Origin of the sequence: Streptomyces sp. NPDC029216 (genome assembly GCF_040648015.1) — a bacterium.
Taxonomy (GTDB): domain Bacteria; phylum Actinomycetota; class Actinomycetes; order Streptomycetales; family Streptomycetaceae; genus Streptomyces.
Genome location: NZ_JBEZWL010000058.1, coordinates 16,791 through 36,885, shown reverse-complemented (window position 1 = coordinate 36,885; position 20,095 = coordinate 16,791). Strand labels below are relative to the sequence as shown.

Below are 20,095 nucleotides of genomic sequence, written 5' to 3'. Positions count from 1 at the left end.
CCCCACAGCCAGCCGTCCCAAGTGAAACGGCGAGGCTAATAGAACATCCACGCCGGCACCAAGCCGCCGTTGATCGTGAACATCACTTCTCCGGCCAGACTCGGCGGTGCCGCATTCGCAACAGCGGCAGCATCCTCAGGGCTTCCATAGTTGCCCATCCAACGCCACCTCTTGGCTTCGTTGCGCAGAGTTACCTCTTTCTTCAGCTGGATGCCCTCCTCGACGGAGAAGACGCGATCGGCAGCGATCTTGTTGTCACCTTGATTGGCCATGCCGAACCTCCTGGACTGATGGTTGTCCGATGAACACCCTGAGCAGGGTGCTGAATCCGTTGTGTGCGGGGGGGGGACCGGATCAGTGCACTTCTGGGGCTGTCTGCGGGTGGTCAAAGCCGTTCACTTCGTTGCGCAACGGCTCTGGCCACGAAGGCGTGGGGCACAGCTAGCTGTGCCCCACGCAGCGTGGAGCAAGGGCGCTCTGCTTCAGGCTTCTGCTGGGCGGGCTCGCCACCATCCCCAGACGGTGATGCGGTTCAGCCCTTTGCGGCGACGCGTGCAGGCACCGCATTCAGGGATGCGGGCTCGCCGGGTGATCGATGAAATGAGGTCGCCCAGGCCGATTACACCGCCCCGGAGGTGATGTTGGCTGCTTTGGCCAGGGATTTGAGCTTCCAGGCTCTCCCATGTCAGCGGCAGGCCCGGAAGAGGATCGATTCGCCGCAGGTCGTCCGCATTCAGCGGGCGCACGTCGGGATGCCGGAGCAGTTCGGCGATAGTGACTTCGTCGGCGCATCCTACGTACGCCGAATCGATTCCGTACACCACTACCGAGTTACCGATCCCGTATTTCACGGTAGGCGATTCGTTTTTTCCTGAGGCTGGTTGGACGGGAATCTCCATCCAGCGTACTGCGTTCACGTGTTCCCCTTTTCGATCACTGGTCACAGCATCCGGCCGCCCACTTGCACCACCAGGAGCAGTCGCACGTGGCGCAGGCGGCGCACTTCAGCACGCACACCCCGCACCGGCCGGCGAGACAGATGAGGAAAGCAGCCCAGTTCACCTTCGGGCAGGTGAGCGCGGCGCTCAGACAGACGCCGCCGCAGTCGCGGCCGAGGCATCCGGTCAGCGCGTCCCACCAGCCGTCCCGCTCCTCGAGAACGCCCGAAGCGACCACAAGTTCCTTCGCGTTGAGGAGGTCGCCGTCCTGGGATTCGAGGACGAACACGTCCACCGTCTTGAGGTCCGTTCCCGGCACCTCGATGAGGGTCGCGCAAGCGGCCACTTGCGCGCCGTTCGGACCTTCGAAGGTTCTGGCGACCATGAGGTGGTTCAACTTGGTCACCTCTTCCCGCACGGAGACGCCGGCGGGCACGGGGAGGGGGCCGTCCAGGGTGGTAGTGGAAGCGAAGCCGATGGCCTTCCCTTCGCGTAGCGGCTCGTCCTTGGCCAGGCGCATCCGGCTCGGCAGAGCACTCATGACTGCCTCGAGGCCGGAATCGATTCCGGCGAGGCGACGCCATTGGTCTGACGCTGCCTCAGGACTGTGCACCTCGAACGAGGATTGGATCACTGACGGAGTGGTGGTCATTTCCCTCTTCCTTTCGTGTTCCACATCAGGAGCACGTGGTCGGATTTCCCGATTGAACACCAGCTTGCACATGTCCAGTTACGCCTGCAACTCGAGAGTTCACCGATTAATCGGCTTGTTTGACGCCCCGAAACTTGCAAGCTAAGTAGTGCATGATGAGCGCCATGAAAGATGAAGGCACGGTTCCAGTTACCGCTCGAGTGGCTTACGGAACACGGGGCGAGCTGAATGAATTGTTGAAGCGGGAACGGAAGCGGCGGGCAGCTATTGCGGCCGATTCCCAATGGAGCACCCAGCGGCTCAGCCGCCGTTTCGCCGCCGAGGTACGCGCTGCCTGGCGCAAGAGGCTGTCCGTCATACGGAACGAGGGCGAACTGCTAGACACTCTGGATGCCTTGGTAGCCTTCGGTGTACGGCAGGAGTTGAAGGAGCGGGGCTGGGACCACCCCTGGCCGCTCTACCCGCCGAAAGCCCGCAACACAGGGCGCTGGCCGGGTGCGAAGCAAGGCGGCTACCCGGAGAAGCTGACCTTCCGCCTGCCGGCCTGCCTGGAGAACCAGGTACGCGCAGCGTGCTGGCACACATCAGCGCCAGCGATCCGCGAACTGTACGACTGGCACGAGCGACATCGGCTGATATTGTCCAAGCGACGCTGCTCCCCCACAGGCTTGGACGACGCCCTCGAGATCTATGGCCATCTGGCCGCCAAGGTCACGACCACAGGCACTATCTGGCGGTCCGGAGTCCGCAGAGGCATAGAAGCCACAGCCAAGTTGTGCGCCAGCACCCCCAAGCCTGTTTGAACGGCATCCTCTACCGTCGCCCGCCACTGACCATCCCTTGTCCGCCTGACAGCCAAGCCAGCCAGGAAGCGCGTGACAGTACGCGAGGCCCGTCACCGGCAGCTGACAACGCGCACCAGCTGGCGGGAGGCGCTATTCGAAGCGATCGGTATTCGAGGCAGGAGACTGGTGCACTCGCATGTTTAGGAGTCGCCTGTTCCCGGACGGCCGCACTCGGAGTTAACTGCGGATTCGAGCTCGACAGCCTTGAGGCCGTAGTAGAAGGGCGAGGGCCCCTCGATCCCCGCCCGCTCCGGTTCGGGCGGGCGGATCTGCGGTGGCGGATGCGGGACTACTTTGCGGGGTCTGCTGGCTCTGGTGGCCCGGAAGGCCCGGCTCGGCGCGCCGCCACCGGTCTCCCGACGTACGGTGGAAGACGCCTGCTCGGCTCGGTCGTTCCCGCCAACGCACCCTGGGAGAAGGGCAGATGTCGACCGTCACTCCTCCTCAGCTGCGGCTGCTCGGCCAGTTCCGTCTGGAGTCCACCGCCGGGCCAGTAGATCTGTGCGGCAACGCGCAGCGGCTCCTCGCCTTCGTCGGGCTGCGCGGGCGCGTCAGTCGCAGCGTCCTCGCCGGGACGCTGTGGCCCGATGTCACCGAGGAGCATGCTCGGGGCAGTCTGCGCACCACCTTGTGGAAGCTGCCGCACGGCGACCGGCCGCTCGTGCGGTGCAGCGGGGAGTCCGTGGCGCTCACCGACGCCCTGCGGGTGGACGCCCACGCCCTGGCCGAGACGGCGCTCAGCGTCGTGCGTGCGGAGGCTCCGCCCCCGCACGACCCCGCGCCACCGGTCCTGCTGGGCGGCGGTGAGCTGCTGCCCGGCTGGGACGAGGAGTGGGTGCTCCTCGATCGTGAGCGGCTGCGCCAGCTGCGGCTGCACGCGCTGGACGCCCTGGCGGACAGGCTGACCCGGCAGGGCAGCCCGGCTCTGGCCCTGGAGGCGGCGCTTGCGAGTGTACGGATCGAGCCGCTCCGGGAGAGCGCGCACCGGGCGGTCGTAGCGGCGCACCTGTCGGAGGGCAATGTGATCGAGGCCGTACGGCACTACCGCGCGTACCGGCTGCTGCTCCGGGACGAGCTGGGCCTGGAGCCGTCCGCTCAGCTCGCCCGGATGATTCCGGCGGCCTACCGATGACGGCGCAATGACAAGGCGCTGACGGCACCCGCCTACCCTTTTCCATGAACAAAAGGGCGCAAAAGCGGCACGGAAGGGGCTATCCATGACGTCGCTTCTCAAATACCGGAGCAACCGGATCGTCGAACTGATGGAGAAGCCCGCCGAGCGCCGCGACGCCGACTGGCTGAAGGAGTCGCTTCAGCAGGCGCTGATGCTGGAACTCGCTACCCTTCCCCCGTACTTGTCCGCGATGTGGTCCATCGAGCCCCAGAGCGGGACCGTGTTGAAGGCGTTCAAGCGGATCGTCTTCGACGAGATGTCCCACCTCGGCCTCGCCGGGAACATGCTCACCACCATCGGCGGAGTCCCCCGCCTCGGCGACGTGCACACGGTGCCGAAGTACCCCGGTCCGCTGCCCGGCGGCGTACGTCCGTCGCTGACCGTCTTCCTGAGCGGGCTGTCGAAGGAGTCCCTGGATCTGTTCGCGCAGATCGAGGAGCCCGACGACCCGATCGCGGAGGCCCGGTCGCACACCTCCATCGGCGCGTTCTACACCGCGATCCTGGAGGCGTTCCAGGACCACGCGGAACTGATCACCGGGGCTCACCAGCTCGAACGGGACATGCAGCACCATGGCGCGGGAAACAGCCTCGTGGCACTCAACTCGCTCGCCGACGTCGAGGCGGCCATCGAGGTGATCAAGGAGCAGGGCGAGGGCACCTCCGCCTCGCCGGAGAACCCGCACCCCGGAGTGACCGACGAGCTCGCCCACTTCTACGTCTTCCGGGAGCTCTTCCACGGCCGCAAGCTGGTCAAGGTCGCCGAGAACCCGGACCGGTGGGAGTTCACCGGGGACGTCATCGCGATGCCCGGCACCCGCCCGATGGGCACGGTGCCCGACGACGGCTGGGGAGCGCCGGGGCAGCCGACCCCCGACGCCGAGACACAAGACCTGCTGGACCAGGGCAACCAGGCGTACAGCCGGATGCTGGACCTGCTGGAGGACGCCTGGCAGGCGAACGACCCGGACACGGCGACTGGCCTCCTCGACGAAGCCGTCTTCAAGATGGTCGGTCTCAAGGGACCGGCTCGGGCCCTGATGCTCCGCGAAGTCCCGGGCGGCGGCGGCAAGACCTACGGACCGGAGTTCCGGTACATCGATGACTAGGACCGACCGGCGGGCCGGCCCGGTGAGGAACGAGTGTCATGAGTGAGCAGGGCTTGGGCTCGGGTGACCGGCCCTTCGAGGTCCCGCCGGATCTGCCTCCGGAGGGCAGCCCGGGCCAGGAACCGGAGAGCTTCCGGGTGGCCCCGTACCCGCCGTCGGAGGCGAGCAGGGCGGCGGTGGAACGGGCGAGCGGTCTGAGCGACTTCAGAATCCGCAGCGTGCGGGACGAAGCCGTGGAAGCGCTGTTCGCCTGGGCGAGAAGCCGACAGCGACCGGGGCAGACACGTCCCGCCGACCATCTAGTCGGCGTGGGGAACGTCCAGGGGCTCGGCTGGGGGTTGAGCGAGCCGGAGGACGAGGTCGTGCCGGGCACGGAGGTGCTGCGCGTGTACGTGGCGGAGCCGGTGTCGGCCGATACGGCACGGGCACTCGTCGTCGACGGCCTCGGGGTCCGCGCGGCCGGAGACCTGCCCCTGCACGTCGTCCACAGCGGGATCATCAGCCTGCAAAACCTCACACACCGGCAGCGGCCGGCCGGGGGCGGAGTCTCCATCAGCCATCACTCCGGGGTGCAGGGCACTCTGGGGTTCTTCGGCCGGGGCCGCGACCCGGCGGATGCCGGCAAGATCTTCCTGGTCAGCAACAACCACGTCATCGCCAACGTGAACTCCGCCGCCAGCGGTTCCTGCATCGTGCAGCCCTCCGGCGCCGACGGGGGCCGCTGCCCTGACGACCGGATCGCGATATTGGACAAGTTCTACCGCCTCGACCTGACGTTTACAGTCAACAACTACGCCGACTGCGCCCGGGCCTGGTGCTACCCCGATCAGGTGGTGCAGAGCCAGCTCCAGGTACACATGGTGTCCGGGATCGGCCCCCAGTTCTACGGCATAGGGAGTGTGGCCCAGGGGGCCACGATGAACATGTGGGTCGGCAAGACCGGCTGCATCACACAGACCACCTACGGAAAGGTCGAGGACCCCTACTGGGGCGGCCTGATCGGCGGACTGCCCTTCGACGGGCAGATCGCCATCAGGAACCCCGGCTACACATTCTCCACGCACGGCGATTCGGGTGCGGTCGTCTGGGCCTACGACTCGACCGTCAACCCGGTGGGTCTGCTGGTCGGAGGAAACCCCTTCACCCAGGTGTCCTACGCCACTCCCATCTCCTGGGTTCTCGACTACCTCGACCTCAACCTGCTCTAGCCCCCCGCTCCCCCGGATCCAGCGGCGGCTCGCTCTGCCGCAACCAGCCCGGGGATCAGTCGGCCGCGTCGGAGCGTGGTGTTCAGAGGGATGCCGAGGATGGCGTCCGCGGTAGTGCGGTGGATGTTGGCAGGTGTTCCGTCGGGGCGCAGGAGGCGCCGGATCAGCGTGACGGCGACTCCGGAGATCTCGGCGATGTCCGCTGCCGACAGGCCGGTCTCCTGGAGCCGGCGGGCACGGGCGGCAGTGGCAGCGGAGGGGACGCGGGCGGGGCGGCCGGCCTTGAGGTCGTGGTCGCGCCGGGCGCGGGCCCGCCGGGCGGCGGCCTTGCACTCCGCACGTGTGCAGCCGTAGTCGGCGCAGCTGGGGCTGCCGTGCCTGACGCGCGACCGGATCGGTGGCCTACGGTCTCCCTCGACGTCGCGGTCTGCCAAGGAAGTTGGAGATGTTGATGAGTTCATTGCGGTTCGATTCTGCCTGCTCGCTATGACATGTCCGCCGACGGCAGGTGTTCCGTCACCGGGGGGGGCAGGGGTGTGTCAGCCAGGCCGCTCCCCTCGCTGCCTGGAATCCGCCCGCGTGCCTGATGAAGGCGCATCGTCACCCGGCCACAGGCCGAGGAGGTCGAGCAGGTTCACCAGGTCGGCGCGATCGAGGGCACGGCCGGCGACGGCGCGGCGCGCGGTGTGCCGGTCTACGAACCCCCCGGGGGCCAGCAGAGAAGATGCTTCCGCGGAGGCGAAGGGGTCTTTCATGGCGTGATGCCACCACAGGCGGCATCACCTGGCAGGGTGGACTGCTCCAACCGGCCACGACCCGGCTCTACCGGCGAGAGGCGGCAAAGCCGCAAGCGGAAGAGAGCTGCGGCGTTGGTGGCGCCGCCGCGGAAGCGTTGTTGCAGGTAGGGCTTGAAGCGGTTGATGTGGCCGTTGGGGCGGCGTTCGCGGGCGGAGGCGAGGATCTGGTCGAGGTCGGTGGTGAGGTAGTGGCGGACGGTCTTGCGGTCCCGGCCCAGGCGGTCGGCGATTCGGCTGATCGTCCAGCCGCGTTCGCGTAGTTGGTGGATGTCGGTGTGCCACTGGCGGACGCGGGCCAGGAGCTGCCCGTCCGGTGGGTCGCTCGGCTCCGGCGGCCCGATCAACGCCGCCAGGGACGCGGGGTCCGAGGGCTCCTGGGGCTGGTCCGTCTCGCCGGTCTCGGCGTCCTTGCGCAGGCAGACGCGGTGCTGATGGGCGGTTCGTTCGACGGCACGGGCGAGCGAGCGGAGCAAGTGCCACCTGTCTGCGACCTGGATCGCGTCGGGTGCCGCCCGGGCGGCGGCCTGGCTGAAGGTGCTGCACCGATCCCGGCAGATGACCTCGATCTCGGGGTGGTCGGCGAGCCAGGAGGCCACGGTGTCCGCGGTGCGGTCGGGCAACAGGTCGATGGGCCGTCGCGTTTCGACGTCGATGAGGACGGTGCCATAGGTCGCGCCCCTGCGGAACGCGAACTCGTCGATCCCCAGCACCCTGACCTGGGCGGACGCTGGGTCCGGGAGCTTTCGGAGTTCCCCAAGGATCACGTCCCGGCTCGTCCGCACCGGCAGGTAGCCGGAGAGCCGGGCACCAGCCCGGCCGCCGACGGCCAGCCCGATCGCCTGCACCATCCGGGCGAGGGCCGTGGTTCGGCGCCGGTGCCGCGTGGTCAAGCTCGGTACCTGCTCCGCCATCGTCCGGCGGGAGCACAGGCGGTTGTCGCAGAAGAACCGGCGGACCCGCAGCCGCAGCAGCACCCGCCGCCCGCCCAGCGGGCGGTCCGCCAAGCGCCGCATGTACGTGCTGTGCACGCGTGAAGCGGTCACGCCGCACGAGGGGCACGTCACCGTCTGCTGCCGAGCATGCAGGTCGATCCACACTGCGTTCCCAACGACGTCCACCGCGTCGATGACCAGGCCCTCGACGTCAGGCCACACCAGATCCCAGAACCGTTCGTCCCCCACGAACACCATGCTGATGAAGGGACATTGCCGGTCATGATGGATGTTTAGAACTGACCGTCACGAAATATCCGCCACAGCCAGATTCAAGAGCGTCATCAGAGGTGGGGCGAAGACGACGAGATGGTGCCCATCGGGCAGTACATGGCCAACCTCCGGCGCAAGGGCGCCAAGAACGGACTCGGGAAGGACGAGGACACCGCGGCGACCCGGGGCGCGCAGCTCGCCGCGATCGACAAGGACTGGAACTGCCCCTGGCCACTCGACTGGCAACGCCACCACCGCGTCCTGGCAGACCTGGTCGACGCCGACGGCCAGCTGCCCGACATCGCCCCCGGCGTCCTCATGGACGGCGACGACATCGGACGGTGGCTCCAGCAGCAGAAACAGCCGGCCACCTGGGCGCGGCTGCTGCCGAGCAGCAGAAGCGGCTGACCGCCCTGGGCGTCAAGCCCGCCCAGGCGCCGCCTCCAGCCCCGGCAGCCGGGCGCACGGCGAAGGGACCGAGCAAGGCACAGCAGGCATTCCAGCGGGGTCTGACGGCCCTTGCGCAGTGGGTCGAGCGGGAAGGCGCCCACCGGCCGGTGCCGCGCGCCCACGGCGAGGAGATCGCGGTCGACGGCGAGGCAGAGCCGGTGATCGTCAAGCTGGGCGTGTGGGTCACCAACACCAAAACCCGACGCCACAAACTCACCACCGAACAACTGAACGCACTGCGAGAGCTCGGCATCGACTGGGCCTGACCGCTCCCTGAGCCGGACCGGCAACCGAGGGCCTCGGGCGTGATGCCCGGGGCCTTCCCCGTGCCCTCTGACGCCCGGGACAGAAGGCGCGACGTTGGGGAGGAATCGGTCGGGTCAGCGCTGGCGCACTGCCTGGCGGATGCGTGGGTCGCTGGTGGAGTCGTCGGCGAGATGGCTGAAGTGACGTGCAGAGTCGGGGTATTCACGAAGGATGCTTGCCGCGACGGCTGCGGCATCGCCGGTGAGTGATGCGAGCCAGGGGCCGATCTTGTCTTGTGCGCTCCACTGGTTCCACGTGCCATCCCAGGTGCAGATCGCCTGCATAGCCTCTTCGAGGAGCTCCCAGTGCCGCTGGCTGGCCGCGCGGGCGGCGATGCCTTGCAGCCAGATTGCCACGCGGGATGCCTCCCCGAACTGCACCCGCCGTTTGCCGTCCCCATCGACGTGTGCGGTCAGCCCCCGCATAACGCTGCGGGCCTGGACGAAGTCTCTGGCGAGGGCTGAGGCGGCGTGGCGTGTGGTGAAGGTAGTGAGCGTGTCGACATAGAGGTCGTAGTCGTCGGTGTGGTCAGTAAGTAGCGTGAGGAACGCATCCGCGGCATTGGTGTCGCCGCTGTTGGCCTGGGCAAGCAGTGTTGTCGCACGGTCCAGAGGATCCAGAGGGATCTCGGCGTGCTCACGCTCGATGAGCGCCGTCAGATCTTTGATGTTCTGGGGCCGGCGGGAGGGATCCTCCTGCGTGGCCGCTCTGACGATGTTGCGCCAAGGGCCGGGGGCCGGGAGCAGCTCCTTGTTGGCATGGGCACGGTGCCGGTCAGCGCCCAGGCGATCACCCTGCCCACGCTGTAGATATCGCCGGAGGGCTGGGGGCGCTCGTCAGGGTTGGTGAACAGTTCGGGGGCAGAGAAGCCCACGGTCCCGATGCCCGTCGCGGTCCGGCCGACTTTGGTGGTCTGGCCAGCAGGACGTCGCACTGTGCCCCAGTCGGCAAGAACCCATTGGCCGTTCAGCCAGAGTATGTTCGGCGGCTTGATGTCACGGTGGATCCAGCCAAGTCCGTGCGCCTTGGCCAGGACTGAGGTGAGGGCGTTGACCAAGGGTCGCAGCTGCTCGGGATCCCTGAGTGCTTCCCAGTGGTCCTCGGCTGTGCTATCGGCCCAAGGCATGACGAACCAGATGTGATTGGTGGCATGGTCCAGGATCGGCATGGCATGCGGATGTCCTGCGAGAGCGGTCCCGGCTTCGATCTCCCGCTTCATGCGAGCAGCTCTCATGCCTATAGGGCTCTTGACGTGCAGCTGCTTTATCGCCACCGTGACGCCAGTTTTCCTGTGGGTGGCTTTGAAGACGTCTGCCTGGGTGCTTCCGGGCAGGGCGTAGGTGCTGCGGTGGTATGCCTTGGGATCGCCGGACGCCTGACTTCGCACCACGTCGTATCCGTCCTGACCCACGAAGGATGCGGCCGTCGCAACAGAAGTCTCGCGAGGGCGAGCGGACAGACCCCGCTGTAGGCGGGGTATGCGCCAAGCCTTATGACCGGAAAGCCGCTGATCGTGTTGGCCGGGCTGAACCGGAACCCGTCCGGGGCGAGTGCGGAGTTGAGCACGTCCAGCAGTTGCTCGGTTTCGTTGTCGTCGGTACGCACCTCAGGGTGGACCATCTGCTCGAGGAAACGGAGTAGGACGTCGTCCGGCCCCTGGTCGAGCTGGAAGCGGCTGTCTCTGAAGATCCAGTCATCGTCCCAGTCGTCCGGGTTGTTGTACCGGTGCTGGATGATGTCGCCCTTGGCCGTGGCAAAACGCGAGTCGCTGCTCTCCATTCGGTCCAAATCGTATAGCCGGGACAGGAAGGCCACCTCGTCCAGACTGCCGGACCACGCGACCCCGGAGTCGGCAAGCGCGCTGAATAGCCGCTGGCGGGTAACCGCGGTGACGCGGTCGGGTTCCGCGGTGCCTTCGTGAGCTGTCCGGTACCCCTGCGTCCGAGCCTGCACGGCCTCGGGCGCTACCCTGTTCGGCCCCTGGTTCTCCTCACCCTCTGCCGCAAGCGTCCGGTCGGTGCCTATGGCCGTGTCTGCGAAGCTGTGGCGCCAGTCGCTGTCGACTTCCGGCAAGAACGGCTTGACGTAGATGCGGTCCACATCGTGTCTGCCGTTCTGGCTGGCTACCTCGGTAAGCAGCGGCTGGAGGTTCAGCAGTGCAGCGTCAGTAAAACGTTCCCGGTCGCGTTCCTCGACGAAGAAGACCGCCGCCCAGTAGTAGTCGTGCCAATTCGTCTCGTCGACGAAGCCGTCGCTGGTCTGCTCGAACCCAAGGCGGCGTACCAAGACCAACAGTTCCACCGCGTCACTGTCCTCACGCTGCCTCAGCAGCGCCGCTGTCTGCCCTAGGATCCGCTCAGCGGTCGCCTGCTCCTGCTGCTTCCAGTCCTCCATGCAGTGGATCATCGCAGGTCTCAGGGCATCGCCGGGTGGGTTGGTGGCGTCTGACGCGGCCCGACTTCGCTACTCTGCGGAGCTGGCTCCGGCCCAAACACACACCGCCCCACCCACAACACATCCCTCACCCCACCAGCACCTCAAGCCGCAGCCCACAGCGCCCAGGCTCCAGACCCGCAGAGCCTCGCACCCGCCCACTAGGGCCTGTGTGAGGTTGTGATCAGTTGCTGGGTTCTGCCTCCTTCGTGAGGCGGAACCCGGTAGGAATTGGTCGTGACGCGTAGACAACTCACCGACAGCCAGTGGAAGTTCATCGAGCCGTACCTGCCGATCGGCCACTACGGCCCGTACCCCGAACGGCTGCGGGAGCAGTTCGAGGGGGTGGTCTGGCGGTTCCGGTCCAGTGCTCAGTGGCGGGAGATGCCTGCCGAGTTCGGCCCCTGGGCCACCGTCTACGGGCGCTTCCGCATCTGGCGGGACGCCGGTGTCTTCTCCGCTCTGCTGGAAGGCATGATCGCCGAGGCCGCTGGCGCGGGGATAACGGACTTATCGCTGGTCAGCGTGGATTCCACCACTGCTCGCGCCCATCACGACGCCGCTGGGATGCGGATCGGCAAGGACCTCATGGACGCCCTGGAGGAAGCCGCGCGCGAACAGGAGGAGGCCCGCCAAAAGGGGGCGGGTCGGAGGAACAGAACGGACAAGCCGAGCGTCGACGCGTCCGACGCCGGCGCAAGCTCCGACTGAAGCAAGCCCTCCTCGGCAGGTCCCGCGGCGGACTCACCAGTAAAATCCATCTCGCCTCGGATCGCAGATGCCGCCCGCTGGCATTGGTCCTGACCGTCGGGCAGGCCGCGGACAGTCCGCAATTCATCCCCGTACTCGGCAAGGTACGGGTTCGTCTGCCCGTCGGCCGCCCCCGCACCCGTCCCGGCGCGGTCGCCGCGGACAAGGCCTACTCATCCCGCGGCAACCGCGCCTACCTGCGCAAACGCAACATCAAAGCGGTCATCCCGGAGAAGAAGGACCAGGCCGCCAACCGAAAGAAGAAGGGCTCCCGAGGCGGCCGGCCCGTCAGCCACGACGCCGACCTCTACAAGGATTCCCAATCATGATGTCAAGCCAGGATGGTGACGCCTTGTGACGGGATCATGCCGCTGCGAAAATGGGGCGGGACGTGCTGAGCTCGAAGGTTCGGTTGTCCCGTATGAGAGCCCAGAGCACGTTGAGGCGGCGCCTGGCCAAGGCCAGGACGGCTTGCTTGTGGGACTTCCCCTCGGCGCGTTTGCGCAAGTAGAACGCCTTGGACTCCGGGCAGAAGCGGGCGGCGACCTGGGCGGACATGTAGCACATCCGCAGGAGTCTTCGGCTGTATCGGCGGGGCCTGCGCAGGTTGCCGCTGACCTTCCCGGAGTCGCGCGGAACGGGCGCGAGTCCGGCGACGCCGGCAAGCCGGTCGGCGCTGCCGAAGGCCGTCATGTCGCCGCCCGTCGCCGCGATGAACTCGGCCCCGAGCATGTCACCGATGCCGGGCATGCTGGTGATCACCTCGGTGGCGGGATGCGCGCGAAACCGTTCCTCGATGAGGGCGCTGATCTGCGCGATCTCCTCGTCCAAGGCCATCACCTCCCTGGCCAGGGTGTTGACCATCCTGGCTGCGGTCTTCTCCCCAGGGACGGTGGTGAGCTGGGCCTCGGCCGCGGCCACCGCGAGGTCCGCGACCTTCGAGGGGGTATAGACTTTGCGGTTCTTCAGCCAAGCTGTGAGGCGGGCCCGGCCGATCCGGCGGAGGAAGCGGCCGGAGCCTGGTAGCCCGTCAGCAGCACCAGAGCGGCCTTGGAAGTGCTGTAGTCGAAGGCCCGCTCAAGCGCGGGGAAGTACTCAAGCATCTGGGCACGAAGCCGGTTGATCGCACGGGTGCGGTCCGCGGAGAGGTCCAGGCGGCGGGCGGTGAGGATCTTCAGATCGACCGCGATCTCGCCGGGCTCCTGGAGGGTTTGCAGGTCGCGGCGCATTCGGGCCTGGTCGGCGATGACGTACGCGTCTTTCGCGTCGGTCTTCCCCTCGCCCCGGTAGGAACCAGAGGCGTGGTGCACGTTCCGGCCGGGGATGTAGAGCAGTTTCTGCCCGTGGTTGACCAGCAGGGCGATCCAGAGGGCGGCGCCGCCGGCGTTCAGGTCCACCGCCCAGGTCACCGGACTGCCGTCGGCGAAATCCATTACGTCGGCCAGGAGTTGCAGCAGCTCGGCCTCGTCGTTCGCCACCCGGCGCGAGATCACCTTAGCGCCGTCTTCGTCGATCACAGTGCAGTGGTGTTCGGCCTTGCCCGCATCCGTCCCAGCCCACAGTTCGGGCACCCGGACCTCCTTCATCGTGTCCTTGTGCTGTCCCAGCAGACGACCTCGCTGTCACGTCCATACGAGCGATTCGGTTCGCGCATCCCAATCAGCAGTCGAGTCGTCGCGGGGTCCCGGGCGGCCAATCCTTGTAAGCCACACCAGCGGCGAAGGAACACAAGCCACACCCGAAACCCTGGGTGTCCCGATCTTACGAATGACCGGGATCAGCCCAGAACCAAGGTATGGAACGGAACACCGTCGAGCGCCTGATCAACAAGCTGAAGGCCTGGCGAGGGATCGCTACCCGATACGACAAGTCGCCCGAGAGCTACCTCGCCGGCCTTCACCTCCGCGCCGCAATGATCTGGATCGACGACCTCCTGAAGGTCGCCGACTGATCACAACCTCACACGGGCCCTAGTCCCCGGTCGTCCGTCCGGGCCGCGGAATCGGCCCGGTTAGGGTGCGGGTAGCCCGTGCCGATATGGCGTGCCCGGGTGAGGCCCGGTGCCCAGCATGCTTGGGGGCAGTACCACCGGGCCGCCTACTCCCCAACCACCCGGTGGAGGGCGGCGCGTACGACGTCGCCGGTCGTGGCGATGTGGACCGCGTGCCGGGCGCGTTCTTCGAGGGCCTCGGGCGGTGCTGCGCAGCGCCCGGCGGCGGGCCCGGGCCCCCATCGGTCCGTCCACGCCTGTAGGGCTTGGAGGTGGGGCTGGTTGGTCCAGTAGACGCCTCGGGTCAGCGGCGCCCAGAGCGTTTTGGGCAGGGCGACGACCGGCCGGCCGGTGAGCCCCAGACCGGCGCGGGGGCCTGTCCCGCCGAGGGTCTGCCCAGCCTTCGGGGCATCGACCGGTTGGCCCGGCTGGTGACGGCTGGTCAGTGCGCGGCTGTGTCCGCCCCGGTACCCGGGCGGCGTCGGCCGGCCGATAGGGCGCTGCGAGCCCGTTGGGCACCGTGTGCGGCGTGTGGAGGCGGTCCGGCGGGGCCGGGTTCGCTTCGTGCACGGATTTCGCGGCGGCCGACCCGGCGGGATCTATCGCGTCTGGCGTTGCCGGACCTGATCCTGCCGGCTGCGGTCCCGCCCCGGTCGCTGTCTATCGCTGTGGGGTGGCGTGGTGCGTTGCGCCGCTGTGTTCGCCGGTCTCGGGGTCGAGTGCGGTGACGGTCAGCGTGAGTTGGTACTCCGTTGTCCCCTCGCGCGGGCCGGGGACGCGGGCCCAGGCAATGGCGTGGATTTCCAGGTGCGGGGCCTGCCGGGCGGCGGATGCGGCGGCGTCCAGGGCGGCCGAGGGGGTGTCTCCGGTGCAGACGAGGGCGGCGAACGCGTTCACCGCGACGTCGGCCCGGTCCGTCTCGCCGAGGGCGTGGACCGCTTTGCTGGCGTGGTGGAGGGTGTTGACCAGGTTCATCCCGAGGGAATGTCCGGCGGTGGCGCGTGGTTCGAGTCCACACCCCACCCCCGGTACCGCCGGCACTCGACGACCCGCCCCGTAGCGTTGAGGAGCGTCTGGCCTACCACTCCGCGTTCGTCACCGTCCGCACCCCCGCCATCGACACCCTCGCCACCAGCGTCCGCACCCTCATGGCCGTCGGCCGCCACCAGCACACCACCGCCCGGCCCTCGCTCATCGTCACCGGGCCCGCCGCCGCGGGAAAAACCACAGCCCTCCTCCACGTCGGACGCACTTGCCACCTCGCCCACACCCGTACCACGCCCCCACTACGCAGGTCAGCGGATGCCCAGGTCCCCGTCGCGTACGTCCTCGTCCCGCCCGGAGCAACCGCGAAAACGCTCGCCGCCGAATTCGCCCGCTACCTCGGCATCCCCACGACTGCCCGCATGACCCAGACCCAGATCACCGAAAGCGTCTGCCACACCTAACAAAGTCGGGGTCCGCCTCGTCCTCATCGACGAAATCCACCACGTCAACCCCCGCACCACCACCGGAGCCGAAACCGCCGACCTCATCAAAGAGCTCACCGAACGCGTCCACGCCACCTTCGTGTACGCCGGCATCGACGTCACCCAGATACCCCTCTTCACCGGGGTCCGCGGCGCGCAACTCGCCGGACGCGCCACCCTCATCGAATGCGGGCCGCTCCCCGCCCGCTACGGCAACCGGCACCCCTTCACCGACCTCATCACCGACCTCGAAAACGCCCTCGACCTCGAACGACACCAACCCGGAACGCTCCCCCGCCACGCGACCTACCTCCACCAACGCACCGCCGGCCGTGTCGGAAGCCTCACCAGACTCATCCGGCAAGCCGCCATCACCGCCATCCAGAACGGCACCGAACGCATCACCAAAACCAGCCTGGATGCCATCCGCCTCGACCACCACGCCGAAACCAGGCACCCCCCCACCTCCGTCGATCAGCGCGCTGACCAGCAAAAACGCATCCCACAACACGAAAAAGCGCCTCGGTCCTTTAGACCGAAGCGCTACCTGCAACACCCAGGCAATTCTCAACCAACCTGCAACAACCCCAGGTCAAGCCGCGACTGACGCCGCAAAAGCCGTTCTCACACGACCTCCAGAACCCCAGCTCACCGAGCCCCCGATACCGCAACTGCCCTCCCCCTCAGCGACACGAAGCGGTCGTCCTCGCCAGCGTGAGCAGCGGGTCGAGTTCGAACCCTTCCCCCGCGCTGGTGATCCCGAGGCCGCCGCTGCCCACCGCCGGCCCGCCGAACTCGCTCAGGTCTCGCCGATCAGTCCGGGGTTCCGGGGGACCCGGGCTGCGCGCCGGGGACGAAGCGGAAGGGCGGGCTGAACGGGCCCATCACCAGCAGCTGCACGGCGGAGGTCCGGGTATCGACCAGGCGCTGGTAGGACGCGGCTGGGCTCTTGTCCAGGGGCGGTGGGAAGGTCGCCCGGTCGGCGTCCTCCATCACCACCCGCTCCCCGCTGTCGTGCCTGATGCGGGAACGGAATTCGTCCAGCCAATCCTCCCTCGGTCCGTTCATCCGGAAGGCCTTGGCCATGGCGATCTCCGTCTGCGGGGTGGGGAACACCGACAGGTCGGGCAACGTCATCCGTGCGAGGTCGGCGGCGGCCTTTCGGTAGACCGCTTCGTCGGAGGAACTGGTCATGGGGTCGTCCTCGGCTCGGAACGGCTTCGGGGGGTGACCGTGTGGCGGTCACCCCCCGAAGTGATCGGGTACTGATCGGGTACGCGGGGTCCGCAGGGTCCGCGGTCCGTCAGCCGAGGGCCCGCACGATGTACGGCAGGGTCACTCGCGCGGCGTCGAACAGCGCATTGTACCACGCCTTCTGTTCGTTCCTGCTGAGTCCGGCGGGCAGTTCCACACCGACGCTGCCGCCGGCAGGGCGGTCGGCAGGGTTGTAGTCCTTGGTGATCGCATTGACGATCATCGGTCCCACGGTGCCGACCAGGGCGGCCAGGAGGCCGAAGAACTTCGGGTGCCCCATGATCTCTTCCGGCACGCAGTCGGCGATCTGGCGACGCACCTCGGACGCGGTCGGCTGAGCTGCCTTGACGGGGCCGCCCGCCTTGGTCAGTTCATGCACGACGACCTGGGCCAGGCCAGCGGCGAGGTCCCAGAGGCTCTTGTCGTCGACATGGGCGGCGTTCGCCAGCGGGCGGTCGACCGATGGGGCCTTGCCCGGCCCTGCCGCGGTGTACGCCGCCGCGACGGCTGGGGCGAGTGCCGCGGCGCACAGGCGTACGTCACCGAACCAGTTTCCGTCGAACGGGGGGTAGACGACGTCCTTCGCCCCCGTGCTCGGCTTGAGGAGGTCTTCGAGAATGGTCTTGACCTGGTCGTCGGTGTAGGTAGTGCTCATTTCCTTCTCCTTCTCCTTCGTCTGCTTTGTGCTCTGGGCTCCGGCGCCCGTGGCACCGGAAGACTTTGATGGCGCTCCGACTCCCGCAGAAAGGATTCCCTGGAGCAGCTGCTCCACCTTCAGATCCATCCCCTTGTCCGTTTCCGGTTGCGCGGAAAGAAATGTTTCCGAGAGGAGGTACTGGTGATCCGAGGGGGCGAATACGCAGGGCGTCTGGCTCATATTGAGCGCCTCGATGCGATCTGCGGTTCGGTCGCGCAGGGCGTCGACCGAAATCGACAGATCCATTTCAGTGGTCAGGGCGTCGGTGAACGCCGAGAGCCCGTGGGTGACGGCGCTGCCGGCCGCTGCGGTCTGGTCCGCTCGGCAGGCCGTGAACAGCACGGCGTTCAGTTCCAGCCCCCCGGTGAGGGGGCCCTTGGCCGGTGGAGCCGGGTGGGGGAGGTTCGTCAGGCTCCTGGCCAGTGAGGCCTCGTCGCACAGTGCGGTGCGGCCGAAGAGCTTCACACCCCGCACCTCGTTCAGGGCCATTGCCTTCTCCCGCTGCTGCCCCGCGGGTGCGAGGAACACCTTGTTGCGAACGGTGCGCGGCGCCCCCTGGACAAAGATCTCCTTTTCCATGCCTCCGGAGTGGCAGGCGTCGAGCACCACGGTGAGCACGCCGGGCGGGAGAGCGCTGCTGCGATCGACGAGCTCCTTGTCCGACAGAAATCCGTCGTAGGAGCAGAGGACCTCCGTCATCAGGTCGCCGTCGGGGTAGCGATAGCCGTGCGAGGACTGGAAGAAGACGCGCCGGTCGCCCTCCTCGGCGCCGTCGAACAGCCAGTCCAGGCCTTCCCTGGTGGCCGCCAGGGTGGCGGCGTCGTCGTGCAGGACAAGGATCTCGGAGTCCCGGAAGCCGAACTGGTCCCCCAGCATCTCCTTGAACACCTCGGTGTCCTTGATGCAGCTGTTGAGGCGGTTGGCCGGATCCGGATACTCGTCGATACCGACGAGCAGCGCACGATGTGTCATCGTCCTTCCTTTCTGTTCAGCCGCCTCACGGCGATTACCGCTGTGCGGAATCGTTTTTCTGACAGGCGGCCTCTTCGGGGAATCTGCCAGCGCAACCAGGAGTGCCCTATTCGCGTCCATCGACGAAGAAGGATCCGGCCGAATTCCCTCGCTCTCATGGTTTGCCGCCGCCGGGAAGTCGGCAACAGAGAGTGGATTGATACCAGTGACTTAAGGAACCCGCCGTTGACTTCTCAGGAGGTACGCGGATTTGCCTCGACCCGGACAAGTCAAGGCAGCGGACGAAGGATTGTCCGATCGCCTTGCAATCGGACTGCTCGTGCACGCGTTCCCGCCGGATTTGGTGGACCACGTGGTCGCGGAATGCGGCCGGGCCGAGCGCCGCAGCCGGCTGCTGCCCGCACGAGCGGTGGTGTACTTCGTCCTCGCGATGTGTCTGTTCTCCCGGCAGAGTTACGCGCAGGTGGCCCGGTTGGTCGCCGAGGGCCTGGCCTGGGCCGGGCAGGGCAGCCGTCCTTGGCCGGTGCCGACGACTGCTGCGATCTGCCGGGCGCGGGCCCGCCTGGGTCCGGAACCGCTGGCGGCCCTGTTCGCCGAAGTGGCAAGCCCCGCAAGCCCCGCACGCCCCTCGCGCCGTGCACGCCCCACACCAACGACCACAGGTACGGAGGGCGAGCGCTACCGCCAGTGGCGGTTGCTGGCGATCGACGGAACCTCGGTCGGCGTCCCGGACAGCGTGGAGAACCGGGCACGGTACGGCCCCCCGCCCGCAACAGCAGCGGGACGGCCTGCATTTGCTCAGGTCCACGTCGTGGCGCTGGCCGAGTGCGGCACCCACGCGATCACCCGGGCGGCGCTGGGCCGCTCCTCACACCCCGGGCACACGCTCACACGCGAACTGCTGGGTGCCGTCGCCCAGGGGGACCTGCTCCTGGCCGACCACAGATTCACCGGCATCGAGCTGATACCCGCTGCCTGCGCCTCGGGGGCGGACCTGCTGTGGGGGATCGGCCCCTGGCCGCTGCCGGTTCGCGCCGCTCTGCCGGACGGCTCCTATCTCTGCGACCTCGTCACGGACGGCACGCACCGCCCCCGCACGGATCCGCCCGTGGTCCGGGTGATCGAAGCCGCCAGAGACGCCACTGGCCTGGCGGACCGGCTCGTCACCACCGTCCTGGACCACGAAGCGGCCCCGTCACACGGCCTGGCCGCCCTCTACCGGCGGAGATGGGAGATCGAGGCTTCTCTGGACACTCTGGGCGCGTTGCGGCGCGGCGCCCCGCACGTCCTGCGCTCGCGCTGGCCCGAGGGCGTCGAGCAGGAGCTGTGGGGCCACCTCCTCATCCACCACACCATCCGGTCGCTCCTGCACTCGGCGTCCCGCCCCTGACACATTCAGGCGCGATCCCGCCCGGATCGCAGGGCCGGCCCTAAAGTCAGCGCTGGCCGTGCCTGCTCGGACCTCACATGAGCGCACCATGTCCCGGCTCGCCCGGCTGCCGCCTGCACTGGCGGTACGAGCGGACGGGCGGGCGCTCCCCCGTGTCGAGCTCTGTGATCTGCGACTTCGTGAGCGCGGAGAGTGTGTTGCTGAAGCCCTGGTGACGATTCTGTACTGAAGGGCCGGGGCTGAAGCCCGGGTGAGCGAGGCGCCGAATAGCAGTTGAGCACTGCGCAGATTCACTGATTCGCGACAGCGAGTGTCGCCGGTCAGTGAAACTGAGTAGTCGTCATGCTTCTGACCTGGGGTTGTGCAGTTTGGCTGAGTGGGTTGCCGACTGGCTGGCTCACTGAATCTGCGCAGAGTCTGGAGCGTGGAGCTGTCTGACCTGCGTAGTTCCTAAGGG

The 20,095-nt window shown here is 67.6% G+C and carries 15 protein-coding genes and 5 pseudogenes; 9 read left to right on the top strand and 11 right to left on the bottom strand.

The genetic code is table 11. From position 1 onward, the window contains the following. Positions 1-35: 35 nt before the first annotated feature. The 3 genes from AB0F18_RS21355 to AB0F18_RS21345 form a co-directional block, all read right to left on the bottom strand. Entirely contained in the window at positions 36-272 is a 237-nt protein-coding gene (locus AB0F18_RS21355; protein ID WP_362062955.1) for a hypothetical protein, read from the bottom strand. A gap of 210 nt (positions 273-482) precedes the next feature. After that, positions 483-917 carry a hypothetical protein gene (locus tag AB0F18_RS21350; protein WP_362062953.1) on the bottom strand — a complete coding sequence of 145 codons (435 nt, stop codon included), beginning with the start codon at positions 915-917 and terminating at the stop codon, positions 483-485. A 16-nt stretch (positions 918-933) separates the two neighbouring features. Further along, complete coding sequence (locus AB0F18_RS21345; protein ID WP_362062951.1) at positions 934-1,590, bottom strand: hypothetical protein; 657 nt, start codon at positions 1,588-1,590, stop codon at positions 934-936. Positions 1,591-1,754: 164 nt separating this feature from the next. Between AB0F18_RS21345 and AB0F18_RS21340 the strand changes: the two genes are divergently transcribed. The 4 genes from AB0F18_RS21340 (at position 1,755) to AB0F18_RS21325 (ending at position 5,925) form a co-directional block, all read left to right on the top strand. Beyond that, positions 1,755-2,393, top strand: coding sequence for a hypothetical protein (locus AB0F18_RS21340; RefSeq protein WP_362062949.1), 639 nt, complete (start codon positions 1,755-1,757; stop codon positions 2,391-2,393). Positions 2,394-2,859: 466 nt separating this feature from the next. After that, entirely contained in the window at positions 2,860-3,567 is a 708-nt protein-coding gene (locus tag AB0F18_RS21335; protein ID WP_362062947.1) for a BTAD domain-containing putative transcriptional regulator, read from the top strand. A gap of 85 nt (positions 3,568-3,652) precedes the next feature. Beyond that, complete coding sequence (locus tag AB0F18_RS21330; protein WP_362062945.1) at positions 3,653-4,717, top strand: ferritin-like protein; 1,065 nt, start codon at positions 3,653-3,655, stop codon at positions 4,715-4,717. A gap of 38 nt (positions 4,718-4,755) precedes the next feature. After that, a complete protein-coding gene (locus tag AB0F18_RS21325; RefSeq protein WP_362062943.1) occupies positions 4,756-5,925 on the top strand; it encodes a hypothetical protein in 1,170 nt (389 codons plus the stop codon). Positions 5,926-6,676: 751 nt separating this feature from the next. Here the strand turns inward: AB0F18_RS21325 and AB0F18_RS21320 are convergent. Continuing rightward, positions 6,677-7,912: an ISL3 family transposase gene (locus tag AB0F18_RS21320; RefSeq protein WP_362062941.1), complete on the bottom strand. Its 1,236-nt coding sequence runs from the start codon at positions 7,910-7,912 to the stop codon at positions 6,677-6,679. 93 nt (positions 7,913-8,005) lie between these two features. Between AB0F18_RS21320 and AB0F18_RS21315 the strand changes: the two are divergent. Then, a pseudogene (locus AB0F18_RS21315) lies at positions 8,006-8,643 on the top strand (helicase associated domain-containing protein); the annotation flags it as partial. A 114-nt stretch (positions 8,644-8,757) separates the two neighbouring features. Here AB0F18_RS21315 and AB0F18_RS21310 read toward each other — a convergent pair. From AB0F18_RS21310 to AB0F18_RS21300, 3 genes are all read right to left on the bottom strand, one after another. After that, positions 8,758-9,039, bottom strand: coding sequence for a hypothetical protein (locus AB0F18_RS21310; protein WP_362062939.1), 282 nt, complete (start codon positions 9,037-9,039; stop codon positions 8,758-8,760). Positions 9,040-9,338: 299 nt separating this feature from the next. Continuing rightward, on the bottom strand, positions 9,339-9,956 hold the full coding sequence (locus AB0F18_RS21305) for a hypothetical protein (RefSeq protein ID WP_362062937.1): 618 nt from the start codon (positions 9,954-9,956) through the stop codon (positions 9,339-9,341). Further along, a complete protein-coding gene (locus AB0F18_RS21300) occupies positions 9,947-11,077 on the bottom strand; it encodes a hypothetical protein (RefSeq protein ID WP_362062935.1) in 1,131 nt (376 codons plus the stop codon). Before AB0F18_RS21300 ends, AB0F18_RS21305 begins: the two co-directional genes overlap by 10 nt. Positions 11,078-11,353: 276 nt before the next feature. Here AB0F18_RS21300 and AB0F18_RS21295 point away from each other — a divergent pair. After that, positions 11,354-12,183, top strand: a pseudogene (locus AB0F18_RS21295) (transposase); the annotation flags it as partial. A gap of 46 nt (positions 12,184-12,229) precedes the next feature. On the opposite strand, the pseudogene AB0F18_RS21290 reads toward AB0F18_RS21295, so the two are convergent. Beyond that, positions 12,230-13,452: pseudogene (locus AB0F18_RS21290) on the bottom strand (IS110 family transposase). Positions 13,453-13,664: 212 nt separating this feature from the next. Here AB0F18_RS21290 and AB0F18_RS21285 point away from each other — a divergent pair. Beyond that, positions 13,665-13,817 (top strand): annotated as a pseudogene (locus AB0F18_RS21285) (IS5/IS1182 family transposase); the annotation flags it as partial. A gap of 699 nt (positions 13,818-14,516) precedes the next feature. Here AB0F18_RS21285 and AB0F18_RS21280 read toward each other — a convergent pair. Continuing rightward, positions 14,517-14,831, bottom strand: coding sequence for a hypothetical protein (locus AB0F18_RS21280; protein WP_362062933.1), 315 nt, complete (start codon positions 14,829-14,831; stop codon positions 14,517-14,519). 26 nt (positions 14,832-14,857) lie between these two features. Between AB0F18_RS21280 and AB0F18_RS21275 the strand changes: the two are divergent. Further along, positions 14,858-15,773, top strand: a pseudogene (locus AB0F18_RS21275) (TniB family NTP-binding protein); the annotation flags it as partial. Between the two features lie 365 nt (positions 15,774-16,138). Here the strand turns inward: AB0F18_RS21275 and AB0F18_RS21270 are convergent. Together AB0F18_RS21270 and AB0F18_RS21265 are read right to left on the bottom strand one after the other, a co-directional pair. Further along, on the bottom strand, positions 16,139-16,519 hold the full coding sequence (locus tag AB0F18_RS21270) for a hypothetical protein (RefSeq protein ID WP_360895307.1): 381 nt from the start codon (positions 16,517-16,519) through the stop codon (positions 16,139-16,141). A 109-nt stretch (positions 16,520-16,628) separates the two neighbouring features. Further along, entirely contained in the window at positions 16,629-18,248 is a 1,620-nt protein-coding gene (locus AB0F18_RS21265; RefSeq protein ID WP_362062931.1) for a caspase family protein, read from the bottom strand. A 250-nt stretch (positions 18,249-18,498) separates the two neighbouring features. On the opposite strand from AB0F18_RS21265, the gene AB0F18_RS21260 reads away from it, so the two are divergent. Beyond that, the gene (locus tag AB0F18_RS21260) at positions 18,499-19,638 is read left to right on the top strand and encodes an IS4 family transposase (RefSeq protein ID WP_362062929.1); all 1,140 of its coding nucleotides are present in this window, start codon (positions 18,499-18,501) and stop codon (positions 19,636-19,638) included. Positions 19,639-20,095 lie beyond the last annotated feature (457 nt).